14 protein-coding genes, 1 tRNA gene and 1 riboswitch are annotated in these 19217 nt (G+C 67.4%); of the genes, 8 read left to right on the top strand and 7 right to left on the bottom strand.

Going from position 1 to position 19217, the window contains the following annotated elements; all coding sequences use genetic code 11:
* Positions 1-112: 112 nt before the first annotated feature.
* Positions 113-370 carry a hypothetical protein gene (locus tag GGR89_RS05505; RefSeq protein ID WP_125972687.1) on the bottom strand — a complete coding sequence of 86 codons (258 nt, stop codon included), beginning with the start codon at positions 368-370 and terminating at the stop codon, positions 113-115.
* On the opposite strand from GGR89_RS05505, the gene GGR89_RS05500 reads away from it, so the two are divergent.
* The 3 genes from GGR89_RS05500 (at position 354) to GGR89_RS05490 (ending at position 3808) form a co-directional block, all read left to right on the top strand.
* A complete protein-coding gene (locus GGR89_RS05500) occupies positions 354-3110 on the top strand; it encodes a TonB-dependent receptor (protein WP_125972689.1) in 2757 nt (918 codons plus the stop codon). The two genes, GGR89_RS05505 and GGR89_RS05500, sit on opposite strands and share 17 nt — an antisense overlap.
* Positions 3111-3289: 179 nt before the next feature.
* Positions 3290-3363 (top strand) — tRNA-Gly (locus GGR89_RS05495).
* Positions 3364-3568: 205 nt separating this feature from the next.
* Positions 3569-3808, top strand: a complete 240-nt coding sequence (locus GGR89_RS05490) for an Arm DNA-binding domain-containing protein (RefSeq protein ID WP_209092119.1) — start codon at positions 3569-3571, stop codon at positions 3806-3808.
* Positions 3809-4179: 371 nt separating this feature from the next.
* Here the strand turns inward: GGR89_RS05490 and GGR89_RS05485 are convergent, their stop codons facing one another.
* Both GGR89_RS05485 and GGR89_RS05480 read right to left on the bottom strand, forming a co-directional pair.
* Positions 4180-5163: a DUF6607 family protein gene (locus tag GGR89_RS05485; RefSeq protein WP_125972693.1), complete on the bottom strand. Its 984-nt coding sequence runs from the start codon at positions 5161-5163 to the stop codon at positions 4180-4182.
* Positions 5164-5180: 17 nt separating this feature from the next.
* Positions 5181-7382, bottom strand: a complete 2202-nt coding sequence (locus tag GGR89_RS05480; protein WP_125972695.1) for a TonB-dependent hemoglobin/transferrin/lactoferrin family receptor — start codon at positions 7380-7382, stop codon at positions 5181-5183.
* A 742-nt stretch (positions 7383-8124) separates the two neighbouring features.
* Between GGR89_RS05480 and GGR89_RS05470 the strand changes: the two genes are divergently transcribed.
* From GGR89_RS05470 to GGR89_RS05450, 5 genes are all read left to right on the top strand, one after another.
* Positions 8125-8799, top strand: a complete 675-nt coding sequence (locus GGR89_RS05470; RefSeq protein ID WP_125972697.1) for a response regulator transcription factor — start codon at positions 8125-8127, stop codon at positions 8797-8799.
* A complete protein-coding gene (locus tag GGR89_RS05465; RefSeq protein WP_125972699.1) occupies positions 8789-10144 on the top strand; it encodes a sensor histidine kinase in 1356 nt (451 codons plus the stop codon). Before GGR89_RS05470 ends, GGR89_RS05465 begins: the two co-directional genes overlap by 11 nt.
* A gap of 123 nt (positions 10145-10267) precedes the next feature.
* On the top strand, positions 10268-13486 hold the full coding sequence (locus GGR89_RS05460) for an efflux RND transporter permease subunit (RefSeq protein WP_125972701.1): 3219 nt from the start codon (positions 10268-10270) through the stop codon (positions 13484-13486).
* On the top strand, positions 13476-14639 hold the full coding sequence (locus GGR89_RS05455) for an efflux RND transporter periplasmic adaptor subunit (RefSeq protein WP_125972703.1): 1164 nt from the start codon (positions 13476-13478) through the stop codon (positions 14637-14639). Before GGR89_RS05460 ends, GGR89_RS05455 begins: the two co-directional genes overlap by 11 nt.
* On the top strand, positions 14632-16038 hold the full coding sequence (locus GGR89_RS05450) for an efflux transporter outer membrane subunit (RefSeq protein ID WP_125972705.1): 1407 nt from the start codon (positions 14632-14634) through the stop codon (positions 16036-16038). The genes GGR89_RS05455 and GGR89_RS05450 overlap by 8 nt, the downstream gene beginning before the upstream one ends.
* Before the next feature lie 151 nt (positions 16039-16189).
* Here the strand turns inward: GGR89_RS05450 and crcB are convergent, their stop codons facing one another.
* Genes crcB through GGR89_RS05430 form a run of 4 tightly spaced genes read right to left on the bottom strand, consistent with a single transcriptional unit; the run spans position 16190 to position 19111 of the window.
* Entirely contained in the window at positions 16190-16576 is a 387-nt protein-coding gene (gene crcB, locus GGR89_RS05445) for a fluoride efflux transporter CrcB (RefSeq protein ID WP_241213216.1), read from the bottom strand.
* 3 nt (positions 16577-16579) lie between these two features.
* A complete protein-coding gene (locus GGR89_RS05440) occupies positions 16580-16840 on the bottom strand; it encodes a hypothetical protein (RefSeq protein ID WP_125972707.1) in 261 nt (86 codons plus the stop codon).
* Between the two features lie 15 nt (positions 16841-16855).
* Positions 16856-17671 (bottom strand): universal stress protein, encoded by an 816-nt coding sequence (locus GGR89_RS05435; RefSeq protein ID WP_241217803.1) that lies wholly within the window; start codon positions 17669-17671, stop codon positions 16856-16858.
* 27 nt (positions 17672-17698) lie between these two features.
* Positions 17699-19111, bottom strand: a complete 1413-nt coding sequence (locus GGR89_RS05430) for a voltage-gated chloride channel family protein (RefSeq protein WP_125972709.1) — start codon at positions 19109-19111, stop codon at positions 17699-17701.
* A gap of 23 nt (positions 19112-19134) precedes the next feature.
* Positions 19135-19211: riboswitch (Fluoride riboswitch) on the bottom strand.
* Positions 19212-19217: the final 6 nt, after the last annotated feature.

Raw genomic sequence — 19217 nt, 5'->3', positions numbered from 1 at the left:
TTCTCCCGCCAACCCTATCAAGGCGCCAACGGTCGCGCGAAGATCTATCGCCCGCGAACCGTCGCGCCAATCATTCCGCACCGTGCGTCGCCGCGACATGTAAATTTTTTCGTTACGTAATGTTCGCGTCACAAGTCTTGCGCACCTGCGCCCGGCAGGGAGGAACGGGGTTTGGCCACAGCGACATCAGATCTTCGGGCGGCCCAGCCACAGGGCTGATTCCGCATCGGCGCAGCAGCAACAGCGCGCGCCGCTGCTTCATCGGCAACACTGATTCAACGGGCGCGGCACCGCGCGCAATCGACGGATCGCGTGCCGGCACCCGCGCGTCCACGACATCCAAAGGGGGAACCATGTACCAGAACGTCACCAACTGGCGCCGCAACGCCGGCCTGCTCGCCGGCGCCGCCATCGCCGCACTGCTCGCCATGCCTGCCGCCGCGCAGACCAGCGACGCCGCCGACGCCGGCCAGGCCGAGGCGGGCGAGGAAATCGTCGTCTCCGGCTATCGCCGCAGCCTGCAGGAAGCAATCGAGCTCAAGCGCGAGAATGTCGGCTTCTCCGATTCGATCGTCGCCACCGACATCGCCGACTTCCCCGACCAGAACCTGTCCGAAGCGCTGCAGCGCGTGCCGGGCGTGACGATCGAACGCAACAAGGGCCTGGGCACGCGCGTCAACGTCCGCGGCCTGCCCAGCGAATTCACCTTCGTCTCGATCAACAAGCTGGCCACCGCCTCGGGCTCGGGCGGCCGCGACGTCGAGTTCGACATCTTCGCCTCGGAGCTGATCCAATCGGTGACGGTCCAGAAGTCGCCGCGCGCCTCGGACGAGGAAGGTGGCATCGCCGGCTCGGTCGCGATCCGCACCGCGCGGCCCTTCGACACGCCGGGTTTCCGGCTCGTCGGCAGCGCCGAGGGTGCGTACAACTCGATTTCGGAGAAGATCGACCCCAATTTCTCGGTGCTCGCCAGCAACACCTTCGGCGATTTCGGCGTGCTCGTCTCGGTCGCGCGGCAGAAGCGCAGCAACCGCACTGACAGCAACTCCGGCATCAACTTCCGCCCGATCTCCCGCTGGACCGACCGCGCCGGCACCAACCGCAACCAGGCGATCGCGGTCCTCGCGCGCGACGCCGGCGTCACCTATTCGGATGCCGACAAGAACAAGATCGTGTTCCTCGACAAGGTCGGCGACCGCGTCTATTTCAACGACCAGGACCGCCTCGGCGTCTCGGGCGCGGTGCAGTACAAGCCGAGCGACAAATTCTCGCTCAGCTTCGACGCCTTCGTCGGCTCCTACGACACGGTCGAGGACGAATATGACGCCGCTGGCTATTCGGCTTCGAGCAACTCGACGCTCGAGCGGATCTACGATGCCGACAAGACCACGCTGTCGCAGTCGGGCATCGTCGTGCTGCGCGACGTCGCCTACACCAACACCCAGCACGAATTCCTCAGCAAGCAGTATCGCAACGACACCGACTATCGCCAGTTCGGCGGCGAGCTGAACTGGGAAACCGGCCAGTGGCAGATCAACGTGCTCGGCGGCTATTCGGGCGCCAAGAAGACCCGCGACTATGCCAATCTGAAGCATGTCGCCTATGCGCCCTCGCGTACCCGCTACACGGCGACCGGCGGCGAGACGATCAAGAGCGACAACCCAAAGTCGATCGACATGTACAACGCGCCGTCTGCCTATCTGTTCGAGGCGTATGAAACCACGCTGGAGCGGATCAAGGACGACAAGTACGCAGCGCAGGCCGACGTCACCTATCTCGCCGATTTCGGCGGGTTCGAGGCGCTGAAGCGCGTCAATTTCGGCGCGCGCTACACCAACAAGACCAACGAGCGCGAATATGGCGAGGAGAAGATCCAGGGCCCGACGCGCGGCAGCACCGCCTATGTCAACAAGCGCACGTTGGCCGACAGCCCGCTGGAGAACGTGATCGCCATCGCCGGCGGCAAGCCCTATCAGGCGCGGGACCTGAGCTGGTCGCAGATCTCGAACGACTATGCGCGCAGCTTCTTCCGCCCGCAGGGCTTCGTCACGCCGTTCGATCCGGGCCAATATTACAAGGTGCGCGAGACGACCTGGGCCGGCTATGGCATGGTCGATTTCGAATTCGACGTCGCCGTGCCGGTGTTCGTCAATCTCGGCGCGCGCTACGTCCGCACGACGGTGACGTCCGAAGGCTTCCACCAGGTGCAGAAGCCCAACGGCCAGACCGGCCTCACCGATGCGCCGGTCTCCAGCGAAGGCCGCTACAGCAAGCTGCTGCCGGCGCTGAACGCCCGTGCCGAGCTGACCAACAGCCTCTATCTGCGCGCCGCCGCCTCGCAGACGCTGATCCGCCCGGCGCTGACCAACCTCGCCTACAAGCGCACCGCGAGCTTCAACGATTTCCGCTATTCGGACGGCAATCCGAACCTGAAGCCGACCTACGCCGATCAGTGGGAAATCGGCGTCGAGAAATATGTCGGCGACGGCGGCATCCTCGCCGCGTCCTATTTCTGGAAGAAGATCAAGGGCGTGGTGGTCAACAAGCTGACCGGCACGGTGCCGAACGTCACCAAGTACAATGCCAATGGCACGATCGACGGCGTCTATGAATTCGACGTCTACCAGCCGGTCAACGCCGAAGGCTCGTACAAGGTGAGCGGCGTCGAATTGAATGCGGTGGTGCCGTTCGGCATGCTGGTCGGCTGGCTCGACGGCTTCGGCGTCAACGCCAACTATACCTTCCTCGACAGCTCACTGACCGGCCAGTCGGACCTCAAGATCCCGACCGCGCCGATCGGCCTATCGGACAACACCTACAATGCCACGCTGTTCTACGACAAGGGGCCTTTCTCGATCCGCGGCTCGTACAACTGGAAGGGCGCCTATGTGGAGCGGATCGAACGCAACTTCTATCCGGTCTATCGCTCGGCCTATGGCCAGTTCGACGTCGCCGCGAGCTACCAGGTGACCAGGAACTTCCGCGTCGAGCTGCAGGGCATCAACGTCGGCAACGCCAAGACCAAGGGCTATACGATGGATCCGTCGTTCCCGGCGACCTACGAACTGTCCGGCAGCCGCATCAGCCTGGGCGGCCGCGTCCAGTTCTGATCCCGGCCCCGCCCCCTTGCTGCGGCGAGGGGGCGGGATCGTCGCGCGGCGAGGGGCATGTAGGGCATTGCCAGCGACGCGCGGCGCCGCTATTTCGACTTCCACAGGCCGCCGGTTTGCAAAACGCTTTGCACACCATCCAGCGGCAGTGGCAAAAAGTTGAGCCAGCTCAACGGATTGCGGGTGTAGCTCAATGGTAGAGCAGAAGCTTCCCAAGCTTACGACGAGGGTTCGATTCCCTTCACCCGCTCCAATTCTCGATCTCACGACATCCCACAGAGCTTTGTAAACCACGGAAATCTGCGGTATTTTTCGGGCCGTCCGGTTCGTGATCGCTTGTCTCATCTCATCAAATCGCAACTGCAGATGGGGCCTTCTCTAAAATCGCGGGCCCCACTTTTTTTTGCACGAGGCCCCACAGCGGGGGGACCTCGGGATGAGAGGTCCGAACCATACCGTTGAGTGATCTGTCGATCCGCAAGGCCAAGACCCGCGAAAAGGCCTACAAGCTTTATGACGAGTTGGGCCCCTACCTCATCGTGTCGCCATCCAGCTCCCGCCTCTGGCGGATGAAGTTCAAACACCGTGGCCTGGAGAAGAGGCTCAGCTTCGGCTCCTACCCGGAGGTCAGCCTGCGCGACGCGCGTAAACTGCGCGATGACGCGCGCGAGGTCTTTGCCGAGGGGAAGGATGCGTAGCCCCTAGCATTATAAACGCCGTCCGCTTTCAAGCCCTGCTGCCGTTCGAAGCCCAACCGGCGCGCCACGCTATCCGGTCGGCCGCTGCCGACGGTTCGTGGGCCTTGACGGCCGTCATCAAACGCCATGTCGAACGGCAGCTTCGGCTACGTGATCGCGTAGCAGATGACAGCAAGTGCACCGGGCGCATTCCACCGCTTTCCACATTGATATGGGGTCGAGGCAAAGGTGAACGCACCCTGTCCTCTCTCGCGCGCGCACGCGGTGAGGCGCGCCTTGATTTTCCGCTGCGTCGCCATGTGCGGCACATAGCTACCATGCAATTCGCGCGCGGGCCGGTGGCCTTCGAACTCCCCGGCCCGCGCGCAGGATCAGGCGGCCCTGGTCGCCTGATCCATAAGCGTCTTCGCCAGCACGATCGCGTCGGCTTCCTTCCTCTTGCCGGCCTGCACCTCGTCGGCGATCTCGAGCAGCCGACTGGCGATCACCGTGCCCGCCTGCGCCGCCTCGGTGATCCTGATACCGTTCTTGGCATTGGCGATGCGGTCCCATTCCGCGCGGATCGCCGCCCAATAGCCCTTGGTCGCCGCCCAATAGGCATCGGCCGCCTTCACGTCGTAGCCGTCGAAGCGGGTGTAGCTGTTCAGCACATATTCCTGGACGACCGGCTGCAGCGTGCCGTCGATCAGGCCCATCTTGGTGTTGTCCTGCCAGTGAATCCAGCCGGTCGGGGTCGGCTGGTGCCGGTTGATGCCGAGATAGCGGTCATAGACCGGTCCGCGCACCGCGTCGCGCCGGGCGAGTGGACGCCAGGTCCAGCCGGAGCGCCAGCGCCGCACGCCACCCTCGGTGGTCCACTGGCCCCAGCCGCCATAGCGCGGGCTGTCATCGACCTGATAGACGGTCTGCGACCAGCGGCCGCGCCGCATAGCCTCGGGCACCGCTTCCCACTTCCATTCGTTCGGGCCGGCATAGACGAGCACGCGCGCGGGTTCATAGTCCCAGTCCTGGCGCCAGTGCTTGATCACCATGGTCTTGCCACCCTGCTCGACCACCAGCAGGTGCTGGAGGACGATCCTCCGGCCGGTGTCTTCGATCACCCGCACCACTTCGTTGCCGCCGGAGATCGATCGGTCGATCGGGGTGTAGTCGGCGCGCCAGGCGGTCGACTCCTGCATGTCGAAGCGCACCTTGAAGGTGCCCGCCATGGCGAGGATGTCGCGCCGGTCGGCCGCGAACGAGGCCTGTTCCTCGGCGGCGCTGCGCGGTTTGACCGGGCCGTCTGCTGCCGCAGGAAGCGCCGGCACCATGGCCGCGAGGCTGAGGGCCAGCAGGCCGGAACGACGAAACTTCATGATGTGCCCTCCGATGGTCAGAAGCGGTAGCTGATCGAGACGCTGCCGTTGCGTCCCGGCTGGGTATAGGCGTCGGTGATCGTCGAGCTGGCGGCGAGGCCGCGCACGTCGTTCCACCAGGCATATTTCTTGTCGAGCAGGTTGAAGATGCCGGCGCGCAGCGTGAGCCCGTCCGTCACCCGCACGAAGGCGGTGGCGTCGACGATGGTGAAGGCATCCGGCCGGTAGCAGGCGGCGGTACACACGCCGGTGGTGGCGGTCGCTTCCTTGCGGGTGCTGTGCGTCACGATCAGCTGCCCCCCGAACGCCCCGTCGGGCGCGCGGTAGCCGAACCCGCCCACGATCTTCGCGGGATCGACCGTCGAGAGCGACGCCCGCGCCCCGTTGCGGATCACGTCACCATCGGCATAGGCGAAGGCGAGGTTGGCGCTGAAGCCGCGGCCGAGCTGCGCATCCACCCGCCCCTCGATACCGTTTACCCGCGCCTCGTCGAGATTGATGAACTGGTAGACCGCCGGGTTGGCGGGCGTGAACGCGCCGCCCACCACTTCCTGCGAGATGAAGTTGTCGTAATCGGCATGGAAGCCGGTCAGCTGCACGCGCACGCCGCCGCCGGCGAAGCGGATGCCGCCTTCGACGCTGCGGCTGGTCTCGGGCTTGAGGTTCGGATTGGGCTCGGAGCGATAGCCGAAGGCGAGGTTCTGGAAGAACTGGTTCACCTGGCTGGGTTCGGGCGCCTTGAATCCCTGGGCATAATTGGCGAACAGGCTCAACCCGCTCCCCAACGCCACCGTCGCCCCGATCTTGGGCGAGACGCGCGAGCCGCTCTGGCTGGCCGAATTGAACGTCGGCAGCGCGGCATCCTTGCGCGGATCGAGCGCGTAATGGTCGAAACGCAGCGCCGGGAACAGCGTCACCGGGCCAAGGCTGATCTCGTCCGAGACGAACAGGCCGGCCAGCGTGAAATCGGTGATCGGGAAGGCGCGGGTGGGATAGGTCTCGCCCGCTGGCGGCACGGTGCCGTCGCGGATGCCCTCCTGCCGGGTGCGGCTGGCATCGGCCCCGAGGATGAGGCGGTGGCGGAGCGCGCCGGTTTCATAGCCGAACATGATCTCGCCCGATCCGCCGAACACGCGATTGTCGAAGGTGTTCAGCCGGGTGCGATCGGCGAGCACGGTGCGGTCCTCGGCGGAGAACTGGCTGTCCTTGGCCTGCTGCCAGTAGAGACTGAGTCGCGTGTGCTGGATCGCGCCCTGCCCGGCCCAGGTCCAGTCAAATGCCGCGCGCTTGCGCCTGGTCTTGTCGTTGGCGGTGGTACCGGCGACGCTGGCGCTGACGCTGGTCAGCACGTTGCTGTCGAGATGGTTGTCCAGATATTCGCCAGTCAGCCGCAGCTTGTGCCCGTTGCCGGGCTCGTAGACGATCCGGCTGAGCACGGCGTTCGAATCGCCGTCCTGCGGATTGGCCTTGGTGCGGGCCGCCCCGCTGCCGCCGACGCTGCCCTTGTTCTCCAGCTCGGCGAAGTCGCGGCGGGTATAGGCGACCATCGCCGACCAGTCGCCGGACTTGCCCGCCAGGATGCCGGTCTCGCTCCACTCCTGGTCGGACGACTGGTAGCCGGCGCGCACCAGCCCGCCCACCGACTTACCGCCGGTCAGGAAATCGCCGGGATCGGCGGTGGTGAAGCTGATCGCGCCAGCGAGACCGTCGCTGCCATAGAGCGCCGAGGCCGGCCCGCGCAGGATCTCCACCGATTTGACCAGCCCGAGATCGACATAGTCGCCGCGCCCGACGCTCTGTGCGCCGAAACTGAAGCCATCGGGCACACGCACGCCATCCACCTGGATCAGCACGCGGTTGCCGCCGATGCCGCGCACGACGAAGCCCTCATTGCCTGCGCGCCCGGTGGTGCCCGCTGCCGCGCCGAAGCGGGCAGGCTGGCGCGGCACGCTCACGCCCGGCTCGAAGCGCACCAGATCCTTCACGTCGTTGACCAACTGGTCGGCCATCTTCTCGTCGGTGACGACTGTCACCGTCGCGGGCACCTTCTGCGTATCGGTGGCGAGGCGAGTCGCGGTGACGGTGATCGTGGCGGGATCGGGCTTGCCGTCCTGCTCTGCGACGGCGGCGGTCTGCTGCGCCTGCGCGAATGCCGGCGCGGACGACAGGTAGGCGAACAGGCTCGCCGCCCCGGCCAGGCGGGCGATTGGATGGATCACGAAGGCTCCCCTTACTTGCTACTGCAACTGATTCGCACTTGCTATAGCCACAAAATAAAGGGTGTCAAACGGCACCGTAACGATTAGCGGGTGGGCTTAATAAGCGCCCAACGTCAGTTCAGCGCCAAGCAGCCCTCCCACGAAGGCGCGCTGGCAGCTGGGTTCACGAGCTTCGCCGGAGTTGGTGCTAACGAGCGGCTTTGGCAAAGCCTGCCGTTCGAAGCGCTAGGCGTGAACGGCCTGAACTGATCGAAAGCGTCGGTCTCCACCGGCAATCACCACTGAGAGCCTGTTGGAAATGCGCCCTGCCGAATTTCCAAACGGTCTCTGAGCTCGGGCGATCAAGGCGCCCCTGCAACGGACACTGCGGCATCCAGGACATCACACAGCCCCAGCGACAGCAACGGATTGCCCACCAATCCACTCACCATGGCGGCTTGGATCGCGGTGACTGGCCATAGTTTCGCCAGCGGACCTACCACACGGTCCCGGATCAATGGGAGCAATCGGCTGTCGGATTGACAGACAGGCGTGAACAACGCGGTGAGCCATCGATACATCAGGATGTGGCGACGCCGCAGACGGATACCCTGCCGCCCCCCTTCGTCGATGCTGCCCCCTTGGCGAAGCCCCTGGGCGAGTGCCACGCGTCCAATAATGCCATGTTCGCGCCTTGCCGCGCAGGATGAGATCCAGCACGCGGCAATCTTGCCGATTGCGCCGGTGAATCTATGGTGCGGCCATGGCACATGTGCTGGTAGTGGAAGATGATCAGGCGACCGCGGAAGCAATCGCGGTCGAGCTTGGAGCGCATGGTCATTCCGTCGCCATTGCCGCAACCGGCGAGGCGGCGATGGCGTCGGCGCGCGCTGCCATCCCCGATGCCCTCACGCTGGACCGGCTGCTGCCGGACACCAACGGTTTGACCTTGCTGGCCGATCTTCGCAAGGCGGGAATCCAGGCGCCGGTTCTCATGGTGAGCGCATTGGGCGACGTCGACGAGCGCATCGCCGGCCTCCGCGCGGGTGGCGACGATTATCTGATCAAGCCCTTCTCTCCTGCAGAACTCGCGGTTCGGGTAGAGGTGCTGCTCCGCCGCGCCCGTCCCGACGTCGACACGACACTGCAGTTCGGCGGCGTCCGCCTGGACCTGCTCCGCCGCGAAGTGGAGGTCGCGGGTCAACCGGTGCGGCTCCTCCAGATGGAGTTCAAGCTGCTCGAGTTTCTCATGCGACACGCGGGCACCACGGTCAGCCGGAGGATGCTGTTCGAGCAGGTGTGGAATTATCACTTCGATCCAGGCGCCAACCTGATCAACGTGCATGTCGCCCGCTTGCGGCGCAAACTGGACGTGCCCGGCGCCGCTTCGGTGATCGCCACCGTGAAGGGCGAGGGCTATCGGTTCGATGCCGTCTGACCGGCTGCGCTGGCGCGACGTGCATGCCACGACGCCCTTCCGGCTGACCCTGCTGCTGGGATCGGCGTTTCTCGCCGCGCTCTGGGCCACGCTGGCGACCAGCTATGTCTTCACCGCGCACGAACTCACCGCGCGTAGCGATCAGATCCTGTTCACGCGCGCGAAGAGCCTGCTCGCATCGTCGCCGTCGACGCTGCCGGATCGCGTGCGCGCGGAGATCGCCAACGCCACGCCCGGCCTCAATTACTTCGCGCTGTTCGGACAGGACGGCGAGCAGGTGGTCGGCGACATCGATCTTCCCGCCCCGCCCCGGATCGGCGCGCCCTATGCAGTTCCGGCCGCGGCGGGCGTCCACGGGCCGCTGCGCGTCCTAGCGGTCCGCACCGCGGCAGGCGAGACGATCGTCATGGGCCGCGACATCTCGCCGATCCAGGATTTGCGCGTCCGGCTGCTCCAGATCCTGTTGGTCAGCGGGCTCGGCGGCACGGCGCTGGTCGTCGCAGCGGCAATGCTGCTCAGCCTGGGCCCGTTGCGGCGCGTTCGCGATCTCGAACGGACCAGCCGCATCATTGCCGCCGGCGGTCTCCACCATCGCATGCCGATCGCCGGCCGCCGCGACGAGCTCGACCAGTTCGCCGCGACGGTGAACCTGATGCTCGACGAGGTCGCGCATGTCGTCGCGCAGGTAAAGAGCGCGACCGACGCCATCGCGCACGACCTGCGCACGCCGCTCACCCGCGTACGCGCGACGCTGCACCGGATGCGCCAGGAAACGCCGCTGCCGGCGGCGGCGCGCAGCGTGACAGAACGAGCGATCGAGGACCTCGACGCCGTGGTAGATCGCTTTGCCGCATTGCTCCGCATCGCCGAACTCGAGGCGAGCGGCCGCCGCGCGGGCATGGCATCCATCGACCTCCAGACGCTGCTGGGCGAAGTCGCCGAGCTGTACGATCCGCTGGCCGAAGAGCGCGGCGTTGCGCTGACTGTCGACCTGCGGGATCTGCCCCGGATCACGGCGGACCCGGAACTGCTGTTCGAGGCGGTGGGCAATCTACTCGACAATGCCATAAAGTTCACCCGATCCCAGGTCACGCTGCGGCTTCGCGAGCGCGAGGATCTGCCCGTCATCGAGGTGATCGACGACGGCCCCGGCATTCCCGCGGAAGAGCGGGAGGCGGTCTTGCGCCGCTTCCATCGGGCCAGCGGGGCGGCCGGCATTGAAGGAACCGGCCTGGGACTCGCGGTGGTCAGCGCCATTCTCCATCTACACGGCTTCACTCTGACCTTCGAGGACGCCACGCCCGGCCTGATCGCCCGCATCGCGCTGCGCGCATACCCGACGTGAAATTCATTTAATTCGCCATTGCTGCGGCGCGGGAGCAAATGGCGCGGCGCCGGTGCTGTGGCGTCCCCACCCACCCCCTAGCGCCCAGCGCCGGCACCCTGGTTCCCGTTGCGCAGGCTGCCCATGCTCCATCTCATCCGCATCGCGCTCAGCAAGCCGCTCACCTTCGTCGTCCTCGCGATCCTGATCGTGCTGGGCGGCGGCGTGGCGGCGCTGACGACACCGACCGACATTTTCCCCGACATCAAGATCCCGGTAATCGCCGCGGTCTGGACCTATCGCGGCCTGCCGCCCGAGGAGATGTCCGGCCGCGTCGTCTATTACTACGAGCGGCAGCTTACCTCGACGGTGAACGACATCGATCACATCGAGAGCCAGAGCCTCGCCGGCATCGGCATCGTCAAGATCTTCTTCCGCCCGAACGTCGACATCCGCACCGCCACCGCGCAGGTGACGAGCATGAGCCAGACCGTGCTCAAGCAGATGCCGCCGGGCATCACGCCACCGCTGATCCTCAACTACAACGCGTCGACGGTGCCGATCGTGCAGCTGGCACTCTCGTCCAAGACGCTGTCCGAAGCCAGGATCTTCGACCTCGGCCAGAACGCGATCCGCCCGGCGCTCGCCTCGGTGGGGGGCGCCGCCGTGCCCTCGCCCTATGGCGGCAAGGAGCGCCAGATCCAGATCGACATCGATCCGGCCGCGCTCCAGGCGCATCATCTCTCCGCCACCGATGTGGGCAATGCGCTCGCCCAGCAGAACCAGATCGTGCCCGCCGGCACCACCAAGATCGGCAGCTACGAATACAATATCCGGCTCAACAACGCGCCGCAGGTGATCGATCAGCTTAATGACCTTCCGATCAAGACCGTCGACGGCGCCACGGTGCTGATGCGCGACGTCGCCCATGTCCATGACGGCTCGCCGCCCCAGCGCAACATCGTCCGCGTCGACGGCCACCGCGCCGTGCTGATGACGATCCTGAAGAGCGGCGCGGCCTCCACCATCGCGATCGTCGACGGGGTCAAGGCGCTGCTGCCCAAGCTTTCGGAAACGCTGCCGCCCGACCTGAAGGTGCTGCCGCTTTCCGACCAGTCGCTGTTCGTCAAGGCGGCGGTAAACGGCGTGGTCCGCGAAGGCGCGATCGCCGCGGCGCTGACCAGCCTGATGATCCTGCTGTTCCTCGGCTCGTGGCGCTCGACCGTGATCATTGCCGCGTCGATCCCGCTGGCGGTGCTGGCGGCGGTCGCCGGCCTCGCCGCCGCCGGGCAGACGCTCAACATCATGACGCTGGGCGGCCTCGCCCTCGCGGTCGGCATCCTCGTCGACGACGCGACGGTGACCATCGAGAACATCAACTGGCACCTCGAACAGGGCAAGACGGTGCGGGACGCCATCCTGGACGGCGCGCGGCAGATCGTGCAGCCCGCCTTCGTCTCGCTGCTCTGCATCTGCATCGCGTTCCTGCCGATGTTCTTCCTGCCGGGCGTCGCCGGCTTCCTGTTCGCGCCGATGGCCGAGGCAGTGGTGTTCGCGATGATCGCCAGCTTCGTGCTGAGCCGCACGTTGGTGCCGACCATGGGCAATTTCCTGCTCCGCCAGCATGCCGGCACGCACACCGCCGAGCACATGGCCAGCCATGATTCGATGGCCGGCACACCAAAGAGCCGCAACCCGTTCCGCCGCTTCCAGCACGGGTTCGAGCAGCGCTTCGAGACGATCCGCCGCTACTATCTGTCGCTGCTCGGCTTTGCGCTCGCCCGGCGCAAGGCGTTCGTGCCCGGCTTCCTGATGGTGGTGCTCGCCTCCTTCGCGCTGATCCCGATGCTGGGGCAGACCTTCTTCCCCTCGATCGACGCCGGGCAGATCAACCTGCACGTCCGCGCGCCCGTGGGCACGCGCATCGAGGAGACGGCCGCGCTGTTCGACCGGATCGAAGATCGCATCCGCGGCGTGGTCCCGCCCGACCAGCTGGTGTCGATCGTCGACAATATCGGCCTGCCGGTCAGCGGCATCAACCGCGCCTATTCCAACACCGGCGGCATCGGCCCGCAGGACGGCGACATCCTGATCACCCTGTCCAAGGAACACAAGCCGACCGACGGCTATGTGAAGGCGCTGCGCAAGGCGCTGCCGGATGCCTTCCCGGGCTCCACCTTCTCTTTCCTGCCCGCCGACATCATCAGCCAGATCCTGAACTTCGGCGCCCCGGCACCGATCGACGTGCAGGTCGCCGGCCCGGACAAGAAGGCCAACGAGGCCTATGCCCATCTGCTCGCCGAAAAGATGAACCATGTCGCGGGCATCGCCGACGTCCGCGTCCAGCAGGCGAACGACTATCCCGAACTCGCCTTCGACGTGGACCGCGCCCAGGCCAACCGCGTCGGCATCACCGAGAACGACGTGACCAAGAGCCTGTCGGTCAATCTTGCCGGCAGCTTCCAGGTGGCGCCCGCCTTCTGGCTCAACCCGAAGAACGGCGTTTCCTACCCCATCGTCGTCCAGGCGCCGCAATATCGCGTGGACACCCTGTCCGATCTGCAGAACCTGCCGGTCACCGGCACCCGGGGCAGCACCCAGCTGCTCGGCGGCATCGGCACGCTCCACCGCGAGCCGAGCGCGGCGGTGGTCTCGCATTATGCGGTGCAGCCGGTGTTCGACGTCTATGCGACCACCCAGGGCCGTGACCTCGGCGCGGTGGCGGCCGGCATCCAGAAGGTTATCAAGGACACCGCCGGCCAGCGGCCCAAGGGCGCCACCGTCACGCTCCGCGGCCAGGTCGAGACGATGAACACCGCCTTCTCGGGCCTGCTGTTCGGCCTCGCCGGTGCCGTGGTGCTGATCTACCTGCTGATCGTCGTCAACTTTCAGTCGTGGATCGATCCGGCGGTGATCGTGTCGGCGCTGCCGGCGGCGCTGGCGGGCATCGTCTGGATGCTGTTCGCCACCCACACGCCACTCTCGGTGCCGGCACTCACCGGCGCGATCATGTGCATGGGCGTCGCCACCGCCAACTCGGTGCTGGTCGTCAGCTTCGCCCGCGAGCGGCTTGCCGAGACCGGCGACGCGCTGAAGGCCGCGATGGAGGCGGGCGCCACCCGCTTCCGCCCGGTGCTGATGACGGCGCTCGCCATGATCATCGGCATGGCACCGATGGCGCTCGGCCTGGGCGAAGGCGGCGAACAGAACGCGCCGCTGGGCCGCGCCGTGATCGGCGGACTGATCTGCGCGACGCTCGCCACCCTGATCTTCGTACCCGTCGTGTTCAGCATCGCGCACCGCCGCGACAAGCTCCGTCAACCCTCCGACCTCGCAGCCGAGGACCTCGTATATGCAGAGTGAAGCCCCCCTCTCCCCCCAGACCCACGCCCCGCGTGGATTGAAGACGGCCGGGATCGCCGCCGTGGTGATCGCCGGTGCGGTGATCGCGCTCGGCACGATGAGCCGCGCGCACGACAATGGCGAGGCCCAGCACTGGTCCGATGCCCGCTCGATCCCGGTGGTGCATCTGGTGCCCGTCCAGGCCGCCGCCGCGACCGGTTCGCTCAGCCTGCCGGGCACGCTAGAAGCGTGGAACGCCGCCAAGCTGTACGCCCGCGTCGGCGGCTATGTCCGCGGCTGGGACAAGGATATCGGCGCCACCGTCGCGGCCGGCACGCCGCTCGCCCAGATCGACACGCCCGAGCTCGACCAGCAGATCGGGCAGGCGCGCGCCGACCTCGCCAGCGCCATCGCCAATGCGGGTCTCGCCAAGAGCACGGCCGCGCGCTGGAACGACCTGCTCACCACCCATTCGGTTTCACAGCAGGAAGCGGACGAGAAGAATGGCGAGCTCGCCGTGCGCAATGCGGCGGTCAACGGCGCCCGCGCCAATCTGAACCGGTTGCTGGCGATGAAGGGCTTCGCCACCATCCGTTCGCCCTTTGCCGGCGTGGTGACGCAGCGCGCCGCGGACATCGGCGATCTCGTGGGCCCGAGCAGCGGCAACCAGCAGCCGCTCTTCTCGGTCGCCGATGTGCGCAAGATCCGCATCTATGTGAGCGTGCCGCAGGTCTATTCCTCGGCGATCCATCCGGGCCTGCCTGCGACGCTGAGCGTGCCCGACTATCCGGGCCGCAGCTTCACCGCGCAGGTGGTCGGCCAATCGGGCGCGATCAGCCCGCAGAGCGGCGCCTTCCAGGTGCAGCTCGTCACCGACAATCCCGGCGCGCTGCTCAAGCCCGGCGGCTATGCCAAGGTCGGCTTCAACGTCGCGGGCCAAGCGGGCACGGTACAGGTCCCGGCGAGCGCGCTGGTCTTCCGGGCGGAGGGCGCGCGTGTCGCGCTGGTCGGCGCCGACGGGCACGTCCACCTGCAGGCGATCACCATCGGCCGCGATCTCGGCCCGACGGTGGAAGTGCTGGGCGGACTCAAGCCCGGCGACCGCGTCGTCGACAATCCGCCGGACTCGGTGAGCGAGGACGAACTGGTGCGGGTGCAGCAGAGCCATGCGTAACCGCCTGACCTTCGCCTGCCTCGCTGTCGCCACTGCCCTGTCGGGCTGCGGCGCGGCGCCGGCCTATCGCCCGCCGGTCGTCCCCGCCCCGCCGGCCTTCAAGGAAGCCGGCCCCTGGGTCGCCGCGGCGCCGGCCCTGCCGGCCGAAGGCAGCTGGTGGACGATCTTCGCCGACCCCGTGCTCGACGGCCTCGAGCGCAAGGTGGCCAGCGACAATCCCACCTTGCAGGGTGCGCTCGGCCGCTATGAGGCGGCACAGGCCTATGTCCGCCAGGCCGGCGCGGGGCTGCTGCCCAGCATCGACGCCCGCGCGGACGTGACCCAGAACCGCCAGTCCGACAACCGCCCGTTGCGCGGCAGCAACCAGCCCGATGTCTATGCCGCCGACACCCTCTCGGCAGGCTTCAGCTGGGAGCCCGACCTGTGGGGCGGCCTCCACGCGCGCGTCGCAGCCGGCCGTGCCGAAGCGCAGGCGAGCGGCGACGACCTCGCCGCCATCCGGCTGGCGCTCGAAATCGAGCTGGCGCAGCGTTATGTCGCGCTGCGGGGGCTCGACGCGCAGGCGCAGATGCTCGGCGACACGGTGAGCGCCTATGCCCAGGCCGATGCGCTGATCCGGCGGCGTTTTGCCGGCGGCATCGCCTCGGGTATCGACGTCGCCCGGTCCGGTGCGCTGCTTGCGGATGCGCGGGCGCAGCTTGCCGACATCGCCGCATCTCGCGCGCTGGTGGAGCATGCCATCGCCAGTCTGGTCGGGGAGGCTGCGAGCAGCTTCACGCTCCCGGCCGAAGGCGGTCAGCCGGCAATCCCGATGCTGCCTTCGGTGCTGCCGTCAACGCTGCTGCAGCGTCGGCCGGACGTCGCAGCCGCCGAGCGCCGCATGTTCGCGGCGAACCAGGGCATCGGCGTAGCCCGCGCGGCCTTTTTCCCCTCGATCGGCATCGGCGGCAGCGGCGGTGTCCAGAACACCGCGCTTGCCGGGCTGGTCGCTGCTCCCAACACGCTCTGGTCGATCGGCCCCAGCGCCCTGCTCTCGATCTTCGATGGCGGGCGGCGAAGGGCGGAACTCGCCGCGGCACGCGCCCGCTGGACCGAAGCCACCGCGGACTATCGCGGCCGGGTGCTGACGGCATTCCAGCAGGTGGAAGACGGGCTGGCCCAGCTGCATCACTTCGGCGGCGAGGCGACTGCCCAGGCGGACGCCGTCAGGCTGTCGGACGAGGCCGAGCAGCTGGCGCTGAACCGCTACGAGAAGGGCGTGGTCACCTATCTCGACGTCGCGACCGCCCAGGCCTCGGCGCTGCAGGCGCGGCGCAGGGCACTCGATCTGCAAACCCGCCGACTGGATGCCTGTATCCGCCTGATCGGCGCAATCGGCGGCGGATGGCGCGATCGTTGATCTACACCGCATCGCTTGCCGCCGCGTAGCGGTGATCGACCGCTCGCCAACCTCAACGGCAGCTTCGGACTGGCGCTGCCGTTGAAACGCATGCCGAGGAGCGTCCTGATCTGTCGAAAGCGGCGGGCTGACTGCTCTACGCCGGAAGCCGTCAGAAAAAGCGCCGCGACAGGACCAAGGCAGCGGCCAACACGCCTAGCGAAAGCACCAGGCTGGACAAGACATAGCCGACCGCCATCGGCGCCTCGCCGCGCTCCCACAGCGCCACCGCGTCCAGCGAAAAGGTCGACCAGGTGGTCAAGCCGCCCAGGATGCCCGTGGTCAGAAACAGGCGAAGCGCGGGGTTCTCGATCTTGCTTCCAGCGAATGCGCCCATGATGAGCCCCATCAGCGCCGCGCCGGCAACGTTGACGATGAAGGTACCCCAGGGAAATGCGGTGGTCGTCCACCGCGCGACGAGAATGCCGACGCCGTAGCGGGCCATGCCGCCAAGCCCCGAACCCAGAAACACGCCGAGAAAGCCAAGCCACAACGGCATCGATCATCCCATCCACAGCGTTTGAACGGCGGTCCTCGCCCACAGCCCGGCGACCGGCAGGCGAAAGCGCGCCACGGGCAGCAGCTCCATCAACCGCATGCCGGCCCAGGTGCCGGCGCGCATCCCTGTCGCAAGGGAGCAGATGGCCCCGCCTGGAACAACCACCCTTTGGTATACGACCCATTTTACGAGATGCTTGGCGATCGCCGTCGTCGCTGCACGCGCGACATGGGCGCCGACGAACAGCGTGAAGATCGCCCGCATCGCTGCCCAGCCTGGCTAGTGCGCCACCAACAGCGGCATGTCGGCGGCGGCGAGGATGTGCCTTGTGGTGCCGCCGAGCAGCCATTCGATCAGCTGGTTGTGACGATAGGCGCCGGTCACCAGCAGATCCGCCCCGACCGCCTTCGCTTCGGCGACCAGCTGCGCGCCGAGATTGTCGTCGAGGCGGGGGACGATGTGCCGCTCGTGGCGGACGCAGATGCTGTCGAGCAGCGGCTCCAGCTGGAGCGCCGGATCGTCCGCCGCGCCGATGCGGATCGCGGTGACCCGCTCGGCCATCCGCAGCCAGGGTGCGGCCGCCTCGATGGCGTGCCGGGCATTGTCGCTGTCGCTCAGCCCCACCGCCATGTGCGCGAAGCGGGTGCGGCCGTTGGCCCGCCATCCCGGCGGCACGATCAGCGCAGGCTTGTCGGTGGAGAAGATCGCCGCGTGCAGCGCATCGGCCGTGTCCATGGTTCGTTCGCGCGCGATCACGATCAGTGCATCGGCCGTTGCCGCTTCCCGCGTCACGACCGCCTCTTCGGTGCCGACGATCGACCGCCAGTCCACCCTTGGCATGCCCTCCCCGGCCCCGGCGTTCCAGGCGACGAAGGCGGCATGCGCGGCGTCACCGCGCGCCTGCGCCGTACCTTCGTCGCGCTCGCGCAGGCGCTGGAACTCGATTTCCTCGCTCGATGCGACGATATGCTCCGGGTCGACGATCACGTTGAGCGCTTCGACCGAGGCGCCGCCCAGCGACGCCGCCGCGACGGTCGCGGCATCGAGACAGGCGGGCGCGCTGTCGGCGCCGACGAGGATGGCGAGCAGCTTCATGGCATTCTCTCCTTGGGCGATGCGCGGTCAGTCGGGCTGGGCGGCCAGCAGATCGGGGGCGGCATCCTGGTGGCGCACGCCCTGCGCCAGGCGCGCGGCGCGCGCCTCGCGCAGGGTCACGGCACCGGCGGAGAGGCGCGAGGCGCGCTTGGGCACCGCGATCCGCTGCGACAGATAGATGCCGTTATGACCCGAGCAGATATAGGCGACGAAGCAGGCGACCGCGATCGGCACCGCATGGGTGGCGCCGAACAGCTCGATGCCCATGATCGTGCAGGCGAGCGGGGTATTGGCCGCGCCCGCGAACACCGCGACGAAGCCGAGCCCGGCGAACAGGTCGATCGGCGCGCCGAGCAATCCGCCCAGCGCATTACCGAGCGCGGCGCCGATGAAGAACAACGGCGTCACCTCGCCGCCCTTGAAGCCGGCGCTGAGCGTAACGACCGTGAACAGCATCTTGAGCGCCCAGCTCCAGGGATCGACCGGCCCGGTGAAGAACCCCACGATCGTCGGGTCGCCCGGGACGGCGGACCAGACCCCGAGCCCGAGATAGCCGCGCGTGCCGGTGATCCACACCAGCGCGATCACCAGCACCCCGCCCAGCGCCGCGCGCGCTGGGCCGTAGGGGATGCGCGCCTTGAGCAAGCCGCCCAGTGCATGGTTCGCCTCGGCAAAGGCCAGGCCTGCCACGCCGAACAACACGCCGGCCAGCGCGGCCTTGGCAAGCAGCAGCGGCTCGACCACCAGCGCGCTGCCGACCGCGCCCGCGGTGGCGATATGGTAGGGGGTATGGTGGATGCCCCAGGCATGGCAGGTCCAGTCGCCAACCAGCGCGGCGAGCAGGCACGGCACGATGCCCGCATATTCGACGCGGCCCGCCGCCAGCACCTCCAGCGCGAACACCGCGCCCGCCAGCGGCGTGCCGAACACCGCGCCGAACCCCGCCGCCACGCCGGCCATCAGCAGAATGCGCACGCTCGGCGGATCGAGCCGGAAGCGGCTCGCCACCGCGCTGGCCAGGCTGCCGCCCAGCTGCACGGCGGTCCCCTCGCGCCCCGCCGATCCGCCGAACAGGTGCGTCGCGATGGTGCCGAGAAAGACGAGCGGCGCCATCCGCAGCGGCACGCCGCCGCCCGGCGCGTGGATCTGCTCGACGATGAGGTTGTTGCCGGCCTCCACCGATCGGCCGAGCCGGTGATAGAGCAGCGCGATCGCCGCGCCACCCAGCGGCAGCAGATAGAGCAGCCAGGGATGATCGAGCCGCGCCTTCGTCGCCGCATCCAGGCTCCACAGGAAGGCGGCGCACAGGGTTCCGACCATCGCCGCCATCGGGACGAGGAGCAATGCCCAGCGCACCACCGAGAGCGCATGGTCGTGGCGGTCGCGGACGAACGCCACCAGGTTGAACCGATCGATCAGAGTACGGAAAGTAGCGCGCACGATTCCTCCTTGCTGCCTTGCGGCGCCTGGTAGGAATCATCGGCCCTTGCGAGGGCGGTTCGGCCAGAAGGCCCGGCGGAAATCCATCGCCGCTGCCGCGCATATG

It is taken from the genome of Sphingomonas trueperi, from assembly GCF_011927635.1.
Lineage (GTDB): Bacteria > Pseudomonadota > Alphaproteobacteria > Sphingomonadales > Sphingomonadaceae > Sphingomonas > Sphingomonas trueperi.
This window is presented reverse-complemented; position numbering and strand designations above follow the sequence as displayed.